The sequence below is a fragment of the Protofrankia sp. CiP3 genome (assembly GCF_917627345.1).
GTDB lineage: Bacteria > Actinomycetota > Actinomycetes > Frankiales > Frankiaceae > Protofrankia.
In genome coordinates, this window is the sequence record NZ_CAKJTM010000024.1 from 48,531 (window position 1) to 64,100 (window position 15,570).

Annotated in this window: 10 protein-coding genes; 7 read left to right on the top strand and 3 right to left on the bottom strand. The window is 70.7% G+C overall.

Annotated features, from left to right (window positions below; all coding sequences use genetic code 11):
• From MJ797_RS11670 to MJ797_RS11700, 7 genes are all read left to right on the top strand, one after another.
• Positions 1-2,697, top strand: a 2,697-nt coding sequence (locus MJ797_RS11670) for an SDR family NAD(P)-dependent oxidoreductase (protein WP_239334350.1), incomplete at its 5' end; no start/stop codon positions are given.
• 70 nt (positions 2,698-2,767) lie between these two features.
• Complete coding sequence (locus MJ797_RS11675) at positions 2,768-5,455, top strand: beta-ketoacyl synthase (protein ID WP_239334351.1); 2,688 nt, start codon at positions 2,768-2,770, stop codon at positions 5,453-5,455.
• Positions 5,449-7,059, top strand: a complete 1,611-nt coding sequence (locus tag MJ797_RS11680; RefSeq protein WP_239334352.1) for a PfaD family polyunsaturated fatty acid/polyketide biosynthesis protein — start codon at positions 5,449-5,451, stop codon at positions 7,057-7,059. The genes MJ797_RS11675 and MJ797_RS11680 overlap by 7 nt, the downstream gene beginning before the upstream one ends.
• Positions 7,056-8,963 (top strand): acetyl-CoA carboxylase, carboxyltransferase subunit beta, encoded by a 1,908-nt coding sequence (gene accD, locus MJ797_RS11685; RefSeq protein ID WP_239334353.1) that lies wholly within the window; start codon positions 7,056-7,058, stop codon positions 8,961-8,963. The genes MJ797_RS11680 and accD overlap by 4 nt, the downstream gene beginning before the upstream one ends.
• Before the next feature lie 11 nt (positions 8,964-8,974).
• Positions 8,975-9,568 carry a biotin/lipoyl-containing protein gene (locus tag MJ797_RS11690; RefSeq protein WP_239334354.1) on the top strand — a complete coding sequence of 198 codons (594 nt, stop codon included), beginning with the start codon at positions 8,975-8,977 and terminating at the stop codon, positions 9,566-9,568.
• Complete coding sequence (locus tag MJ797_RS11695; protein WP_239334355.1) at positions 9,568-10,920, top strand: acetyl/propionyl/methylcrotonyl-CoA carboxylase subunit alpha; 1,353 nt, start codon at positions 9,568-9,570, stop codon at positions 10,918-10,920. The genes MJ797_RS11690 and MJ797_RS11695 overlap by 1 nt, the downstream gene beginning before the upstream one ends.
• Before the next feature lie 10 nt (positions 10,921-10,930).
• Positions 10,931-11,929: a PDR/VanB family oxidoreductase gene (locus MJ797_RS11700; RefSeq protein WP_239334356.1), complete on the top strand. Its 999-nt coding sequence runs from the start codon at positions 10,931-10,933 to the stop codon at positions 11,927-11,929.
• 19 nt (positions 11,930-11,948) lie between these two features.
• On the opposite strand, the gene MJ797_RS11705 is transcribed toward MJ797_RS11700, so the two are convergent.
• The 3 genes from MJ797_RS11705 to MJ797_RS11715 all read right to left on the bottom strand — a co-directional run bounded on the left by MJ797_RS11705 (position 11,949) and on the right by MJ797_RS11715 (position 15,352).
• Entirely contained in the window at positions 11,949-12,863 is a 915-nt protein-coding gene (locus tag MJ797_RS11705) for a carbohydrate ABC transporter permease (protein ID WP_239334357.1), read from the bottom strand.
• Between the two features lie 76 nt (positions 12,864-12,939).
• Complete coding sequence (locus tag MJ797_RS11710) at positions 12,940-13,887, bottom strand: carbohydrate ABC transporter permease (protein WP_239334358.1); 948 nt, start codon at positions 13,885-13,887, stop codon at positions 12,940-12,942.
• A 79-nt stretch (positions 13,888-13,966) separates the two neighbouring features.
• On the bottom strand, positions 13,967-15,352 hold the full coding sequence (locus MJ797_RS11715) for an ABC transporter substrate-binding protein (RefSeq protein WP_239334359.1): 1,386 nt from the start codon (positions 15,350-15,352) through the stop codon (positions 13,967-13,969).
• Between the last annotated feature and the right edge of the window lie 218 nt (positions 15,353-15,570).

Sequence of the window (15,570 nt, forward strand, 5' to 3'; positions counted from 1 at the left end):
CTGGATCTGTCGATGGATCTTGAGGCGGATCTGGGGATTGATTCGATTAAGCGGGTGCAGATTCTGGGGTCGTTGCAGCAGCGGTTCCCGGGGGTGCCCGCGGTGGGTCCGGAGAAGGCGGCTGAGTTGCGGTCGCTGTCGGATGTTGCTGATTTCCTGCTGACGGGTCTGGGACCGGCCGCTGCCCCTGCCCCTGCCGGTCAGCGGGCGCTGCCCGCTGCTTCGCCCGTGGTTTCGCCCGCTGCTCCGGCTCCGGGCGACGCCCGCCGGCTGACGGCGCAGACGTGGCGGCTGCCCGCGATCGACCGGCTCGAGGGAGCGTATGCGGCCGCGCCGGTTGCCATAGTTTTTGATCACGGTGACGAGATCGCCGTCCCGATCGTCCGCGAGCTCGAGCGCCGTGGCTGGGATGTCCGTCACCGGGCGCTGGGGAGCCCGGCGACTTCCGCCGGGGACGCACTCCTGGACTGGGATGGCCAGGACCTCGACAGGCAGTTTGCCGAGGTCCTGGCCGAATCGCCCCGGATCGATCTGTGCCTGACGCTGCTCGGCCAGCCTGAGCGGTGGGACGACGCGGCCCGTCGGCTCGCTGACACGGTACGGGCCGCCGGGCGGATTGCCGGCGCCCTGCGGGAGACCGCTGACACGGGAACGCGGGCCAGCTTTGTGACCGTGAGCCGGCTTGACGGCATCCTCGGCCACAGCGGGGAGTGTGCCACGCCGACCGCGGTGCTGGGCGGGGCCACCGGGCTGGTGAAGACCCTTGCCCGGGAGATGCCGGCGCTGTTCTGCCGGGCGCTCGACCTGAGCCCGGCGCTCGCTGACGACGCGGTGGCGGAGGTCGTGCTGCGGGAGCTGGACGACGCCGCCCGTGACGTCGCCGAGGTCGGCGTCGATGCCGAACGGCGGCGGTGGACGGTGCGGTACGAAGACCTTGATCTAGTCCCGGTTGACCTCACTGGCCTCAGCGTCGGCACCGAGGACACCCTGGTTGTCACCGGCGGTGCGCGTGGTGTGACGGCTCTGTGCGTGCGGGCGTTGGCGCAGGTGTGCCCGCTGGCCTTTCTCCTGCTCGGCCGTACCGAGCTCACCGACGAACCCGACTGGGCCGCTGGGGTGCCCGACAGCGCGCTGAAGCCGAAGCTGATCGAGCGGTTGCGCTCGGACGGCGGTTCGCCGACTCCGCGCGAGGTCAGCCGTGCCCTGCACGATCTGCTCGCCCAGCGTGAGATCCGGGCGACCCTCGCCGACGTGACCGCGGCCGGGGCACGGGCGACCTACCTCAGCGTTGATGTCGCTGACGCCACGGCCACGCGGGCGGCTCTCGCCGAGCATGAGGCCCGGATCACCGGCATCGTGCACGGTGCCGGTGCGCTCGCCGACGCGATGCTCGTGGACAAAAGCGCGGCGGACGTGCGAGGAGTCCTCGCACCAAAGATCATCGGTTTGTACAACGTCCTGGCCGCCGTCCCGCAGGCTCCTCTGCGCCAGCTCGTCGTCTTCACCTCGATCGCCGGGATCGCCGGAAACCCTGGTCAGGGCGACTACGCGGCGGCGAACGAAGCGTTGAACAAGGTCACGGCCAGCTGGCGGCGCAGCCGGCCGTCCAGCGCGGCCGTCGCGATCAACTGGGGAGCCTGGGACGGTGGGATGGTCACCCCCGAGCTCCGGGAGATGTTCCGCGCCCGGGGTGTGCCCCTGCTGGCGCCCGTGGATGGGGCGCGGATGTTCGTCGAGCAGTTCAGCGCGGCCCGCGCGGGCGACGAATGCGTCCTGGTCGGTCATCCCGTCCCGCTGGCGGCGGCTACGGGACCGATCGACACCCCGGCCTTCGTCAGTCATCGGGAGCTGACCGGCTTCGACCTGGACCCGGTGGTGGACGCCCACCAGATCGGCGCCCACCCGGTGCTGCCCGCCACGGCCGGGCTCGGCTGGCTGATCAATGGCCTCGAGCGGGCCAACCGGGACCTGCGGGTCGTCGAGGCGCGTGACTTCGAGGTTCACAAGGGGATCGTCTTCGACGGCTCGCACGAGCGCGGCTACCGGCTGGAAGCCGACGCGGGCAGCGTGGTCGACGGGCGGCTGGTCATCCGGGCCGCGATCCGCTCGGACACCGGTGGCGCGTTCCCGGCGTCCCACTACGGCGGGGTGTTCGTGCTCGCTCCCGCGCCCGAGCGGGCACCGACCGATGTCCCGTGGCCGGGCTACCCGCTCGGCCACGGGCCTGAGAACGGCCTGGCCGGCTACGCCGACGGGACCCTGTTCCACGGAGTCCTGCTGCAGGGTATCCGGCGGCTGCTGCACCAGGACCGGACCCGGCTGGTGGTGGAGTGCCGGCTGCCGGACACCCCGCTGGCCGCTGGTGCCTTCGCCGGCAGCCTGCACAGCCCGGCGCTCGGGGATGTCGTCGTCCAGGCGGCGTACGTGCTGGGCCGCGCCTATCTACAGGCCGGTTGCCTGCCGCTGGGTATCGGGCGGGTCCAGTTCTTCGCGCCGCTGCCGGGCAACGCCACGTTCGTGGCGGTGGTCGACAACCTGCGCTCCACGGCCATGGGGGTGACCGTGGACGTCGCCGTCCACGCGCCCGATGGCTCTGTGCTCCAGCGGTTCCTCGACGTTTCGCTGATCAGCACGCCCGACATGGCCGAGAAGATCCGGGAGGGCGCCCGGCGCCGGGACGCGCGGGCGCGGCCATGACGAGATCTGTCAGCGCACCCAGGGATGTCGGCCCTGATCGCGTCGACCCCGATCGAACGGAGACGACCCGATGACCGCGAGCCTTGACGAAAGCGGCGAGCTGCTGCAGTTCGACGGTGATCCGTTCGGCGTCCTGCTGTGGCCGGCCGATGCCGCCGCACCGGTGCCCACGGCCGATGCCAGTACGGGCGTGCCGCCGGCCCAGCCAGCAGCCGTGGACGCCGGACCGGCTGGGCCCGCGGCCCCGCTGGTGTTCCCCGAGCCCGCTCCGGCGTCCAGGGCTGACCCGGCCGCGGAGCTGGTGCGCGGTTTTCGGGAGGAGATCATAAAGGCGCATGCCGGCGCGATGCGGACGCAGGCGGCGTTCCAGGAACTCGCGCTCGCCAGGATGGGTTTCCGGGGCACGGCTCTGTCCCGCCGGGATGCCGGCCCGCTGCCCCATCCGGAGCCGGCCGGCACCCTTGCGCCGGCGGTTGCGGCCGGCCGGGGCGCCCCGGCGGCCCCGGGCCTCCAGACGGCCCTGAGCGCCCCGGGCGTTCCCGCGCTCGGCGGCCCTGTTGACGCTCGCGGTGAGGCCGCGTACGAGGTGGCCGTGGCGTCCGCCGCCGGTCTTGGCTACGACCTGGACGGGTGGGTGTCGCCCGCGACACTGGTCCGGGCAGCCTGGGACGCGGTGCTGCGCTCCGCCTCCCTCGCGGCGGCGGGTGGCACGGCGTCCGCGGCCGGTTGGGAGATCCGGCACGCCACGGTCGTCTTCGAAGGCGAGCTTCCCCGGGTGGACGAGCCGCTGCGGTTCGCGGTGGTGGCAGGCTCCCCGGCGCCCGACGGGACCGCCGGGTTCGTCGTCCGCTGCCATGCCGGTCCGCGGCCGGTGCTGTCGGTGCCCGACGGTGTCGCCGGCCCGCGTGCGGCCGTGCCGGTCGGTGCGCCGCTCGGCACGGCCGTATCGGATCCGGTGCCGACCATCCTCGCCTTCAAGCCGCTCGCGTACACCCCACGGACGGCCCTCGGCCCGGCGGAGCTCGCCAGGCTGTCGGGCGGCGATGTCCCCGGCGTGTTCGGGAGCAGCTACGAACAGCGCGGCTGCAACACCTCGCTCCGGCTTCCCCCGGCCGGATTCCTGTTGCTCGACGAGGTGACCGAGATAGCTCGGACGGGCGGCGCGCGTAACCTCGGCCGGTTGCGCGCGCGCGGCCGGCTGGCCGCTGGCGACGCCGTCAGCGGCTCCAGCGCCGTCAGCGCCGTCACGGTGCTGGAGGCGGCCTGGCAGGCGGCGCAGACGCTCGCGTTGTACCTCGGCCTCCAGCTGTGCCTGCCCGATGCCCGCTTCGACGTCTGTCTGCCCGACAGCAATATTGATCTTGACTTAGAGGTGGCTCACTGGGCGGTGGACGTGTTCGCCGGGGGATGGGACGCCGGCTGCGAGCTGGTGGCCGATGTCACCGTGGCTGGTCTCGCGCCCCGCCCCCGCATCCGCCTCGACGCCGAGATCCGTGGCGCGGGGGGAGTCCTCGCCCGGGTTAGCGGCCTGTACCTCCAGCTCCGGGAGAAGCCGGGGACGTTGGTGGCGCCACTGCGCGGCGGTGCGGCGCCGGGTTTTCTCGGCCGGGTCAACTCCGTCGGCGAGGCGGCAGTGATCAACGAGATGCACATGGCCAACAGCGCTCACGGCTACCTGGACGTGGCGCTCGGCCCGGAGTTCGCCCCCTACCTCGGCCGGCGGGCAACCCGGCTGCCGGGCGGCGGGCTGTCGCTGGTCGATCGAGTGATGATCGTGGACGGCCAGCGCGGTGAGCTGTCCGGCGGCGCCACCGCGTGGACCGAGTACGACGCACCCGCGGACGCCTGGTACTACCAGGAGTACGCGAGCCCGACGATGCCCAACATCGTCCATATGGAGACATCGCTGCAGTCCGCGTTGTTCCTGGGCTACTACCTGGGTGCCACTCTGACCGGCCCGGACGAGGACTACAGCCTGCGCAACCTCGACGGCGAAGCGGCCCTGCTGCGCCAGGTGGACCTGCGGGGCCGCACGATCCGCCAGGTCTCGACACTGCTGTCCACCACCGTCATGGTCGGTGCGGTCCTGCAGAACTTCTCCTACGAGCTGTCCGTGGACGGCGAGCCGTTCTACCGGGGGGAATCCCTGTTCGGTTTTTTCAACGCCACGGCCCTGGCGAACCAGAACGGGCTGGACTCCGGTGCCTGCGTGCCGACCTGGCTGGAGACCGCCGAGGTAGCGCCGGGCGCGGTCCGCACGATCGACGTGGCGGGCCGGCGCGACGCTGGTGCCCCGCTGTCCTCGCGGGGGCATCTCGCCATGCTTGACAGCGTCCAGGTCGTCGACGGCGGTGGTCGTTTCGGTAAGGGCTACCTGCGCGCGGTACGGCCGGTCGACCCGTCCGACTGGTTCTTCGCGCTGCACTTCTGGCTCGACCCGGTGATGCCTGGTTCGCTCGGCGTCGAGGCGGTCATCCAGGCGATGCAGGAGTGGCTGGTCGACAGCGGGCTTGCCGCCGGTCTGGTCGAGCCCCGGTTCGTCCTGCCGACGGATCTGTCGATGGGCTGGCGCTACCGCGGCCAGATCCTGCCCACGGACGGCGAGATGACCCTCGAGGTTCACCTCAAGGAGGTCCGCCGCGGCGTCGAGCGGGTCCGGGTCGTCGGCGACGCCAGCGTGTGGAAGCCCGGCATGCGTATCTACGCGCTGACCGACATCGCGGTCGAGCTGCACGGAATGGGAGCGGCACCATGGTGACCAGCTATCCACCGGGGCCGGTCCTGGCCGCCCCGGCCGCGGTTGGACGGACCGCCGAGGAGGTCTACGCGGTTCTCGCCGCGCTGGACCAGCCGTGTTTCGTGCTGGAACACGGCGGCGGGATCGGCGCCACCAACGACGAGACCGCGGCGCGGCGGTCCGGCGGACGTGTTCTCGCCGCGGCGCCGGCCATGCCCGCGCACCGCCTGGGGGCAGCGGACTTCCTCCGTGACCACGGCGTCCGTTACCCGTACATGGCCGGCGCGATGGCCAACGGCATCGCCTCGGAGCGTCTTGTCGTCGCGATGGCGAAGGCAGGGTTCCTCGCGTCGTTCGGGGCCGCTGGCGTGGTACCAGACAAGATCGATGCGGCGCTGGCGGCGATCCGGCGGGCCGCGCCGGGGCTGCCGTTCGCCTGCAACCTGATCCACAGCCCGAACGAGCTGGAGCTGGAACGGGCAATCGTCGAGCTGTCGTTGCGACACGGGGTGACCTGTGTGGAGGCCTCGGCCTTCCTCGAGCTCACCCCGCAGATCGTGCGGTACCGGCTCGCTGGTCTGAGCCGGGATCCCGCTGGCGGGGTCCGGAGCGCCCACCGGGTCGTCGCCAAGCTCTCCCGTACCGAGGTCGCGGAGCTTTTCCTGGCGCCCGCCCCGGACACGCTGGTGCGGCCGCTCGTCAGCGCCGGCCTGGTCAGCGTCGAACAGGCCGAGCTCGCCCGTTTCGTGCCGATGGCCGACGACATCACCGTGGAGGCGGACTCCGGCGGTCACACCGACCGCCGGCCGTTGGCCGTGCTCCTGCCAGAGATCATTTCGTTGCGGGATCGGGTCGTGCGTGAGCGCGGCTACCGCCGGCCGGTCCGGGTCGGCGCCGCCGGCGGGCTCGGCACCCCGTCGAGCGTGTTCGCCGCGTTCGCGATGGGCGCGGCCTATGTGGTGACCGGTTCGGTCAACCAGCCGTGCGTGGAGTCCGGGCAGTCCGTCGGCGCGAAGCGGCTGCTCGGCGCGGCTGAGGGCACCGACTGTGCGATGGCGCCGTCGTCGGACATGTTTGAGATGGGTGTCGAGGTGCAGGTCCTGCGGCGCGGCACGATGTTCGCGTCCAAGGCGAAGCGGCTGTTCGAGCTGTACCAGGCTTACGGGGGGATTGACGATCTTCCTCCCGGGGAGCGGGCCTGGGTCCAGGACAAGGTGCTGCGCCGGCCGTTCGCGGACGTGTGGCGCGACACCGTCGAGTACTTCGAGGAACGCGACCCTGAGCAGATCCGCCGGGCTGACGGGAACCCGAAACGGAAGATGGCACTGATCTTCCGGTGGTATCTCGGGCTGTCGTCGTTCTGGTGCATCGGGGCGGATCCCGAGCGGGTCACCGACTACCAGATCTGGTGTGGACCGGCCACGGGCGCGTTCAACACCTGGGTCCGCGGCACTCATCTGGAGGCGGTGGAGAACAGAAGCGTGGTGGACGTCGCCGCGAACCTCATGACGGGCGCGGCATTCGCCGGCCGGGCCGCCCAGCTCCGCTTCGCCGGGGTGAAACTCCCGGCGGCCTGCTCGACCTACCGACCGGTGCCGCTCGTGACCGCGGGCGGACGGTCATGACCCTGGTCAACGGGAGCCCGCCCCCGCGTGCCGCGGCGGACCAGACCGCGGCGAACGAATCCGCACCGCGGCGCGTACCGGTGACCGGGCACGCAACGCCGGCCAGCCGCGACAGCGAACCCGGTCGATGGTTCCTGTGTGGGGGCTGTCGGGCCATGCTGTACGGCAAGAGGTTCGTGCAGGCGCACCGGGTCTGCGCCGACTGCGGCTGGCACGCGCCGCTGACCGCGAGCGAGCGACTCAGCCAGCTGCTCGACCCGGATTCGATCGAACAGCTGGCCATGCCCGTGTTTGACGCCGATCCGCTCGGCTTTATCGACTCCAAGCCGTACCAGGACCGGCTGCGGGAGACCCGAGCCCGGACCGGGCTGGACGAGGCGGTGCGGTGTGCCCGGGGTCGGATCGACGGGCATCCGGTGATCGTCGCGGCCATGGACTTCCGCTTCATGGGCGGCAGCCTCGGCTCGGTCGTGGGGGAGGCCATCACCCGGGCGGGTGAACTGGCGTTGCGCGAACGCATCCCGCTTCTGATCGTGACCGCCTCCGGGGGCGCGCGCATGCAGGAAGGCGTCATCTCGCTCATGCAGATGGCCAAGACCAGCAACATGCTCGGCGAACTGGACGAGGCGGGCATCCTCACCCTGTCCCTGATCACCGATCCGACCTTCGGTGGGGTGGCCGCATCCTTCGCGACGCTGTGCGACATCATCATCGCGGAACCGGCGGCGCGGCTCGGCTTCGCGGGGCCGCGGGTCATCGAGCAGACCATCAAGCAGACCCTGCCGGCCGGGTTCCAGACCGCGGAGTTCCTGCTTGCCCACGGCATCGTTGACATGATCAGGCCGCGTAGCGCGCTGCGGGCGGCGATCGCGCGGTTGCTCTCGATCGCGGCTCCGGGCGGTTCCCAGCCGGGCGAACCGGCTGGACCGGCTCCCGAGCCGGCGACGGACGGACACGGATCCGCGGGTCATACGGAGAACGGATGCGAACCAGGCGGTCCTGATCCCGATGCGGTGCCCGCCGCGGGCGGCTCGCTCATCCGGGAGGCGGCGGCGCTGCCGGTCCGCCATCCCTGGGAGGTCGTGCGGATGGCCCGGCGGCTCGGGCGGCCCACGACCCTTGACTACATCTCATTCATGATCGATGACTTCAACGAGCTCCACGGCGACCGCCGGTCGTCCGACTGCCCGGCGATCGTCGCGGGCCTCGGCCGGTTGGCGGACATCCCGGTGGCGGTGATCGGGACCCAGAAGGGGCACACCGTCGCGGAGCTGGCGGAGCACAGGTTCGGGATGCCGACCCCGGCGGGCTACCGCAAGTCGGCTCGGATCATGCGGCTGGCCGCGAAGATCGGCCTACCGGTCGTCACCTTCATCGACACCGCCGGGGCCTACCCCGGCATCGAGGCGGAGGAACAGGGGCAGGCGGTTGCCGTCGCCGAGAACCTGAAGCTGCTGGGCGGTCTGCCGGTACCGGTGGTCAGCGTGGTCACCGGTGAGGGCGGTAGTGGGGGCGCGCTCGCGCTCGCCGTGTCCGACCAGGTGCTGATGTGCGCCAACACCGTGTACTCGGTGATCAGCCCGGAGGGGTGCGCGGCGATCCTGTGGAACGATCCCGCGGCCGCGCCCCAGGCGGCGGCCGCGCTGCGGGTCGATGCACGCCAGCTGCTGTCACTCGGCGTTATCGACGGTGTGATACCCGAACCCGAAGGCGGCGCGGACGCCGACCCGCTGCACGCCGCGACCGCGATCCGCCATGCGCTGACCGACACGCTGCGACTGCTGCTGTCGGTGGGCCAGGCGGATCTGGTGGCCCGGCGCCGTGCCCGGTTCCGCTGTTTCGGCGCGGGCCCGGCACATCCCCACGGTGGTCGTCACGAGGAGAGCACGCGACCCGGAGAGTAAGGACATGTCTGATGAGCACAACCACGATCAATGGAACGTCGTCGGCTTCCTACCTCCGCTCAGCGGGGGAGACCGTCGACTCGCTGCTGGACGCCGTACGTCGTAACGCCGTCGCCCTGTGCGCCGAGACCGACCGGCTGCCCAGCCGGGTCCGGGTCACCGCCGGGGACGTGGCGGTCGAGCTGTACTGGCCCGAGCCTGAATCGGGGATCGGCGCCATCGATGGTGAGCGGCCGCAGGCGGCGTCCGTGCCGGTCCAGCGGGTCCCTGTCGTGACGGCGGCCGGGCCGGTTCCGGAAGCGGTGCCCGGGCAGCCGCACGACACGGCCGAGGGGACGCCCGGCGAGAACCTCGTCCACATCACCGCGCCGACCGTCGGGACGTTCTACCGCGCCGCCGAGCCCGGGGCCAAGCCGTTCGTCGGCGAGGGCGACACAGTGACCGCGGGCCAGCAGGTCGCGATCATCGAGGTGATGAAGCTGATGATCCCGGTCGAGGCGGACCAGCCGGGGCGGATCGTCGAGGTGATCCAGCCGGACGCGGCCGCGGTTGAGTTCGGGCAGCGGTTGTTCTCGATCGCTCTGGCGGACCGTGTGACCACCTGATGTTCACGACAGTCCTGATTGCCAACCGCGGCGAGATAGCGCTGCGTGTCATGCGGGCCTGCCGGGAGTTCGGGCTCGGTACCGTCGCCGTCTACTCGACCGAGGATCGGGACTCCGCGGTGGTGCGCATGGCCGACCGGGCGGTTCACATCGGGCCGGGCCCGGCCCGCAGGAGCTACCTGAACATCCCGGCGATCATCGAGGCGGCCCGGCTGACCCGCGCGGACGCCATCCACCCGGGGTACGGCTTCCTGTCCGAGAACCCGGATTTCGCCGAGGTGTGCCAGGCCGAGGGGATCACCTTCATCGGGCCGCCGGCAGCGGTGATGGAACGCCTCGGCGACAAGGCCGTCGCCCGGTCGATGATGGTCGACGCGGGCCTGCCGTTGCTGCCCGGCAGCCGCCGCGCGCTCGAGCACGCCCCGGAAGCTCAGGCGTTCGCCGACGAGATCGGCTATCCGGTCATCATCAAAGCGGCCGCGGGTGGTGGCGGGCGGGGGATGCGCATCGTCCACGAGCCCGACGAGTTCCTGCGTGCCTACACCGAGACCCGCGCCGGCGCTCAGGCGATCTTCGGCGACGGCCGGGTCTACGTCGAGCGCTATCTGTCCTCCGCCCGGCATGTCGAGATCCAGGTGCTCTGCGACCAGCACGGCAACGCCGTGTACCTGGGCGCGCGGGACTGCTCCGTCCAGCGCCGGCACCAGAAGCTCATCGAGGAGACACCCGCTCCGCGGCTACCGGACGGCCTGGTCGAGCGCATGGGCCGGGCCGCGGTGGATGGTGCGCTCTCCGCTGGCTACGTCGGCGCCGGAACCTTCGAGTTCCTCGTCGACGCCAGCGGCGCGTACTACTTCATGGAGGTCAACTGCCGGCTCCAGGTGGAGCATCCGGTCACCGAGATGGTCACCGGGATCGACCTGGTCGCCGAGCAGTTCCGGGTCGCGGCCGGGGAGAAGCTGGCCATCAGCCAGGACGCGGTGAGCCCCCGGGGCGTCGCCATCGAATGCCGGATCAACGCCGAGGACCCCGGCCGTGGTTTCGCGCCGACACCCGGTGTCCTGGCGGAGTGCCAGCTGCCCGCTGGTCCGTTCGTCCGGGTTGACAGCCATGTCTTCCCCGGCTACCGGATCCCGTCGGTCTACGACTCGTTGTTGGCCAAGCTGATCGTCTGGGCGCCGGACCGTGACTCGGCGATCGTGCGGATGCGGTGCGCGCTCGATGAGCTCCGCATCGCGGGTCCTGGGGTCGCCACCACCGCTTCCTTCCTCGCTCAGGTGCTCGCGCATCCGGTCTTCGTCGCGGCGCGTCACGACACCTCGCTGGTCGGCGATCTGGTCGCCGGTGGATAAGGGAGGCGCTGTGCACACACCCGCCGAGGAAGAGCTGACAGCACCGATCGTGCCCGTACCCCGGGCGCGGTGGTCACGGTTGCGGGTGGTCGAGGCGACGGCCCAGAGCACCGACGTGATGTCGTTCATCCTCGCCGACCCTGCTGGCGCGGACCTGCCGCCGTGGACGCCCGGAGCACATGTTGATCTTTTTGTCGCTCCGGGGATGGTACGGCAGTACTCGCTGTGTGGAGATCCAGCCGACCGCGCGCACTGGCGGATCGCCGTGCTGCGGGCGGAGCCGAGCCGCGGCGGTTCGCGCCACCTGCATGAGCACGTCCGGGCCGGATCCCTGGTGGCGGTGGGGGAGCCGCGCAACAACTTCCCGCTTGCCGGGGCACACCGGTACCTGTTCATCGCTGGCGGGATCGGGATCACACCGTTGCTGCCGATGATCCGGACAGTCGCCGCGCAGGGCGCGGACTGGACGTTGTGCTACGGCGGACGTCGCCGCGAGCGCATGGCCTTCCTGGACGAGCTCGCGCCCTACGGCGGCCGGGTCGACGTCCGGCCCGAGGACGAGCGCGGGCCGCTGCCGCTCGCCGAGATCCTCCAACGGCTGGGCTCTGACACTGTGCTCTACTGCTGCGGGCCCGAGGCCCTGCTCACCGCGGTCGAGCGGGAATGGCGTGATCGACCGCCCGGCAGGCTGCACGTGGAGCGCTTCCAGCCTCGTCCGATGGTGGACACCCCCACCCATGACCAGGAGTTCGACGTGTTCCTCGAACGCACCGGGCGGGCCGTGCGGGTGCGGGCACACGAATCCCTGCTGGATGTCCTGAGCGCGGCGGGTGTTGAGGTGCCCTGGTCGTGCGGTGAGGGCACCTGCGGCAGCTGCGAGACGGGCGTACTGGCCGGTGACGTCGACCACCGGGACTCGGTGCTGTCGCGGAGCGAGCGCGTGGCCGGCCGGACGATGATGGTCTGCGTGTCGCGTGCCCGTTCGCCCTGGTTGACCCTTGACCTGTGACCCTTGGCCTGTGACGAGGTCATTTCAGGCCGGAGTGGATGAATGCGTTGACGATGTGCCGCTGGAGCAGCACGTAGAGAGCGAAGATCGGCAGGCAGGCGAGCCCTGAGGCGGCCATGAGACCGCCCCAGTCGTTGCCCTCGGTCCCCCCGAGAAAGCCGCGGAGCCCAAGCTGGATCATGGAGTTCGCCCGTTGGAGAACCATCGCGGGCCAGAAGTACTCGTTCCACGCGTTGATGAACAGGACGATGCCGAGCGCCGCCAGCGCGGGCCGCAGATTGGGCACGACGACCGTCCACAGCGTCGACCAGGAGGACCGCCCGTCCATGCGGGCCGCCTCAAGCAGTTCCTTGGGGAAGCTCTCCATGTGCTGGCGCAGCAACAGGACGCTCAGCGCCGTGCACAGCGTCGGGATGACAACTCCGGCGAGCGTGTTCAGCAGGCCCAGCCGCAACAACAGCGTGTAGTTGGGCACCATCGTCACCTGGAACGGCACCAGCCACGTCCCGACGAACAGCAGATAGAGGAGCCGCTGCCCGGGAAAGCGCCAGGCCGCGAACGCGTACGCCGCGAGCAGACCGGTCAGGAGCTGCCCCAGCGCGGTCAGCGCCGCCACGGCGAACGTGTTGAACAGCATCGACCCGATTGGGATCACCTCCGCCGCGTGCCGGTAGTTACCGACCGACAGCGGCCAGGGCAGCGGCGAGGTGGCGTAGACGTCGCTGGGGCGCCGCAGCGACGTCGCGTACATCCAGCCGATCGGCAGGACGCACGCGAGGCTCAGGAGCGTGAGCACGGCATGGCCGACGAACGATCCCAGCGGCGATCCGCCGCCGACCGGGCCGTCGGCCTCGCCGGGACGGCGGCCCTCACCACGGCGCTCGCCGGGCATGTCGGCCGCGGCTGCCGTCGCGGCCGGCGTGGAGACAGCCATCGGTTACTCCTCGTAGATGTTGTAATCGCCGGTGCTCTGATCGGGACCCGGTGGTTCCGGCGGCCGCTGGAGACGATCAGTTGTCGTGGAAGCTCAGCTTTTCGAACAACCACACGAGGCAGCCGGCGACCATCCCGAAACCCAGGAAGAACACCAGGCCGGCGGCGGCGGCGAGGCCCGCGTCGAAGCTCTTGAAACCGTATTCCCAGAGCAGGTAGTAGACGTTGGTCGTCGCGTCGCCGGGGCCGCCCTGGGTGAGCGTGTCGATCAGCGGGAAGGTCAGCTGGCCGGACAGCAGCACGGTCATGAGGGCCAGCAGCACCAGGGTCGGCGACAGCAGCGGCAACGTGATCCAATAGGTGATCTGGCGCCGCGTCGCGCCGTCGAGCTGGGCGGCCGCCGAGTAGTCGTCGTTGATGCCGGCGAGCCCGGCCGCGACAACGAGGACCGCGAAACCGAGCAGGTGCCAGCCGGTGATGACGATGACGGCAAGCTGGGCGGGGCCGCGTTCGTGCAGCCAGTTGACCGGGCTGCCCAGCAGGCGGTCCACCCCGCCATGCCGCGGGTCCAGCAGCCATTCCCAGATGGCCGCACTTGCCACCGGCGCGACCAGCACCGGTGCGAAGACGAGCGCACGATAGACCGCGTTGGCGCGGCCGCGGACCTGTTGGGTGAGCAGGGCGACGATGGTGGGCAGGACGACTGAGAACGGCAGCAGGCAGACGATTGTTGTCACCGTCAGCCACAATGAGGACCGCAGCTGCGGTAGCTGGAGCACATCGGCGTAGTTGTCCAGCCCGACCGGGACTTTCGGCCTGCTCGGCAGGAGGTTCCACGAATAGAACGACAGCTGCGCGGCCTCGGCCAACGGGCGGTAGGTCCAGACCGCCAGGCAGCCCAGGCCTGGCGTGAGGTAGAGGAAGGGCGGCAGCGCACGGCGCACCCGGCGGGCGATCGATGGCCGGGCCGCCGGGTGCGAGGTGGGAACCTCCGGTGCCTCCACAGCGGCGAGTGTCACGAACATGCCGGTTGGTCCTGTCGTGACGACACCTGGTCGATGAGTCGGGCCATCCGCGTCGTGTGTGCGGCCCGCGGCCCGGGTGTCACGCTTTCGGTAGCAGTTTTGTCGCCCGGTCCTGAGCCGCGGTCAGCGTGGACCGCGCGTCAGCCCCGCTGTAGACGACGCTCTCGACGGCCTCCAGCATCGTGTCCTTGATCTGGACATAGTTGTCGCCCGGGAACGCCACCGCTGGCCGGAGCCGAGCGAGCTGGTCGATGTTCGGCTTGATCAGGGGGTTCTGTGCCGCCCAGTCCTTCAGCCCGGCGGGGTCGTCCAGCAGGCTCGTGCGAAGCGGCAGGTAGCCGATCTTGCTGGTGAGCTGGACGTACCCCTCGTCGCTGGTCAGAAACTTCATGAGTTCCCAGGCGGCCCGCTGCTTGGCCGGGTCCTTGGCGAACATGACCAGAGCCGCCCCCGAGTTTGTCGGTTCCACGGTCCTGCCGTCGAAGCTCGGCATCTGTGCGGCCCGCAGATCCCACGGCGGACTCGCGCCGGTGGCGCCCTTGCGGAACGTGGCCTCGGCCGCGCTGCTCTCCAGGATCATGCCGATCTCACCGCGTGCGAACGCGGGGTACGCCTGCTCCTGGGAGAGTTTCGGGGTCGCGCCGGACCGCACGAGGTCCTGCGCCATCGTGACGGCGTCGACCGCGGGAGGGTCGGCAAAGGTGAGCCTGGTGCGGTCGGTGGAGATCACTGATCCGCCGTTGGAGTCGACCAGGGACTGGTAACACCAGTCGCCGGCCTTCTTGGTCAGGCAGTCGATATAGGCGCCGTCCTTGCCGGTCCTGCTCCTGATGGCGAGGGCGGCTGCCTTGACCTCGGCCCAGGTGCTCGGTGGCTTGGCCGGGTCGAGGCCGGCCTGGGTGAACAGGCTGGCGTTGTAGTACAGGATCGGCGTGGAGAAGACGAACGGGATGCCGTAGGTTTTGCCGTCGACATCGCCGAGGGTGCGCGCGGCCGCTGCGAACGGGTGCGTGCCGCCGAAGTTCGCCTGCACCGCGTCATGGCCCACCACGGTGTCCAGCGGCGTCGCTCCCAGCCCCCGCACCGCGTAGAAGAGGTCACCGAAGACCAGCTGCCCGACGTCGGGTGGGTTGCCGGCCGCGATCTGGCGCTGCACGCTGGCAGCCGCGGCCGAGCCGTAACCGCTCGCGGTCGCGGTCGCAGGCTTCTGGGCCGTCACCTTGATGGTGGGGTGAGCCAGCTGGAATCTTTTGATCAAGTCTGTGAAGGTGTCGGTCCACGGTCCGGCCTGGGCCAGGTTGTAGCTTTCAAAAACGATCGAAACCTGCTGGTCGGGCCTGAGTTCCGGGACCGTCGCGGCGGCCGGGGACGAGGTGGTGGCCGGGCTGCTCCCCCCGCAGGCGGCCGCGGCCAGCGCGAGGGCGAGAGCCGCCGCGATACCACCGGGACAGCGTGATTTTTTCACGTGTGGTGCTCCTTAGGACTCGCGCAGAAATTACGTCTGTTTTGCCGAGACTGATCTCTAGTCTTGTGCTATGGCGGAAATCGCGGAGTCGGCGGGGTTCGGAGATGCGTTCGCGGCTGGGTTGGCGGGCGTGCTCGCCGCGGTTGCTCCGAACCTGGACGAACGGCAGCGCCGCGTGCTGCTGGGTGCCGGGGCGCGGCGGGTGGGCCGTGGCGGGG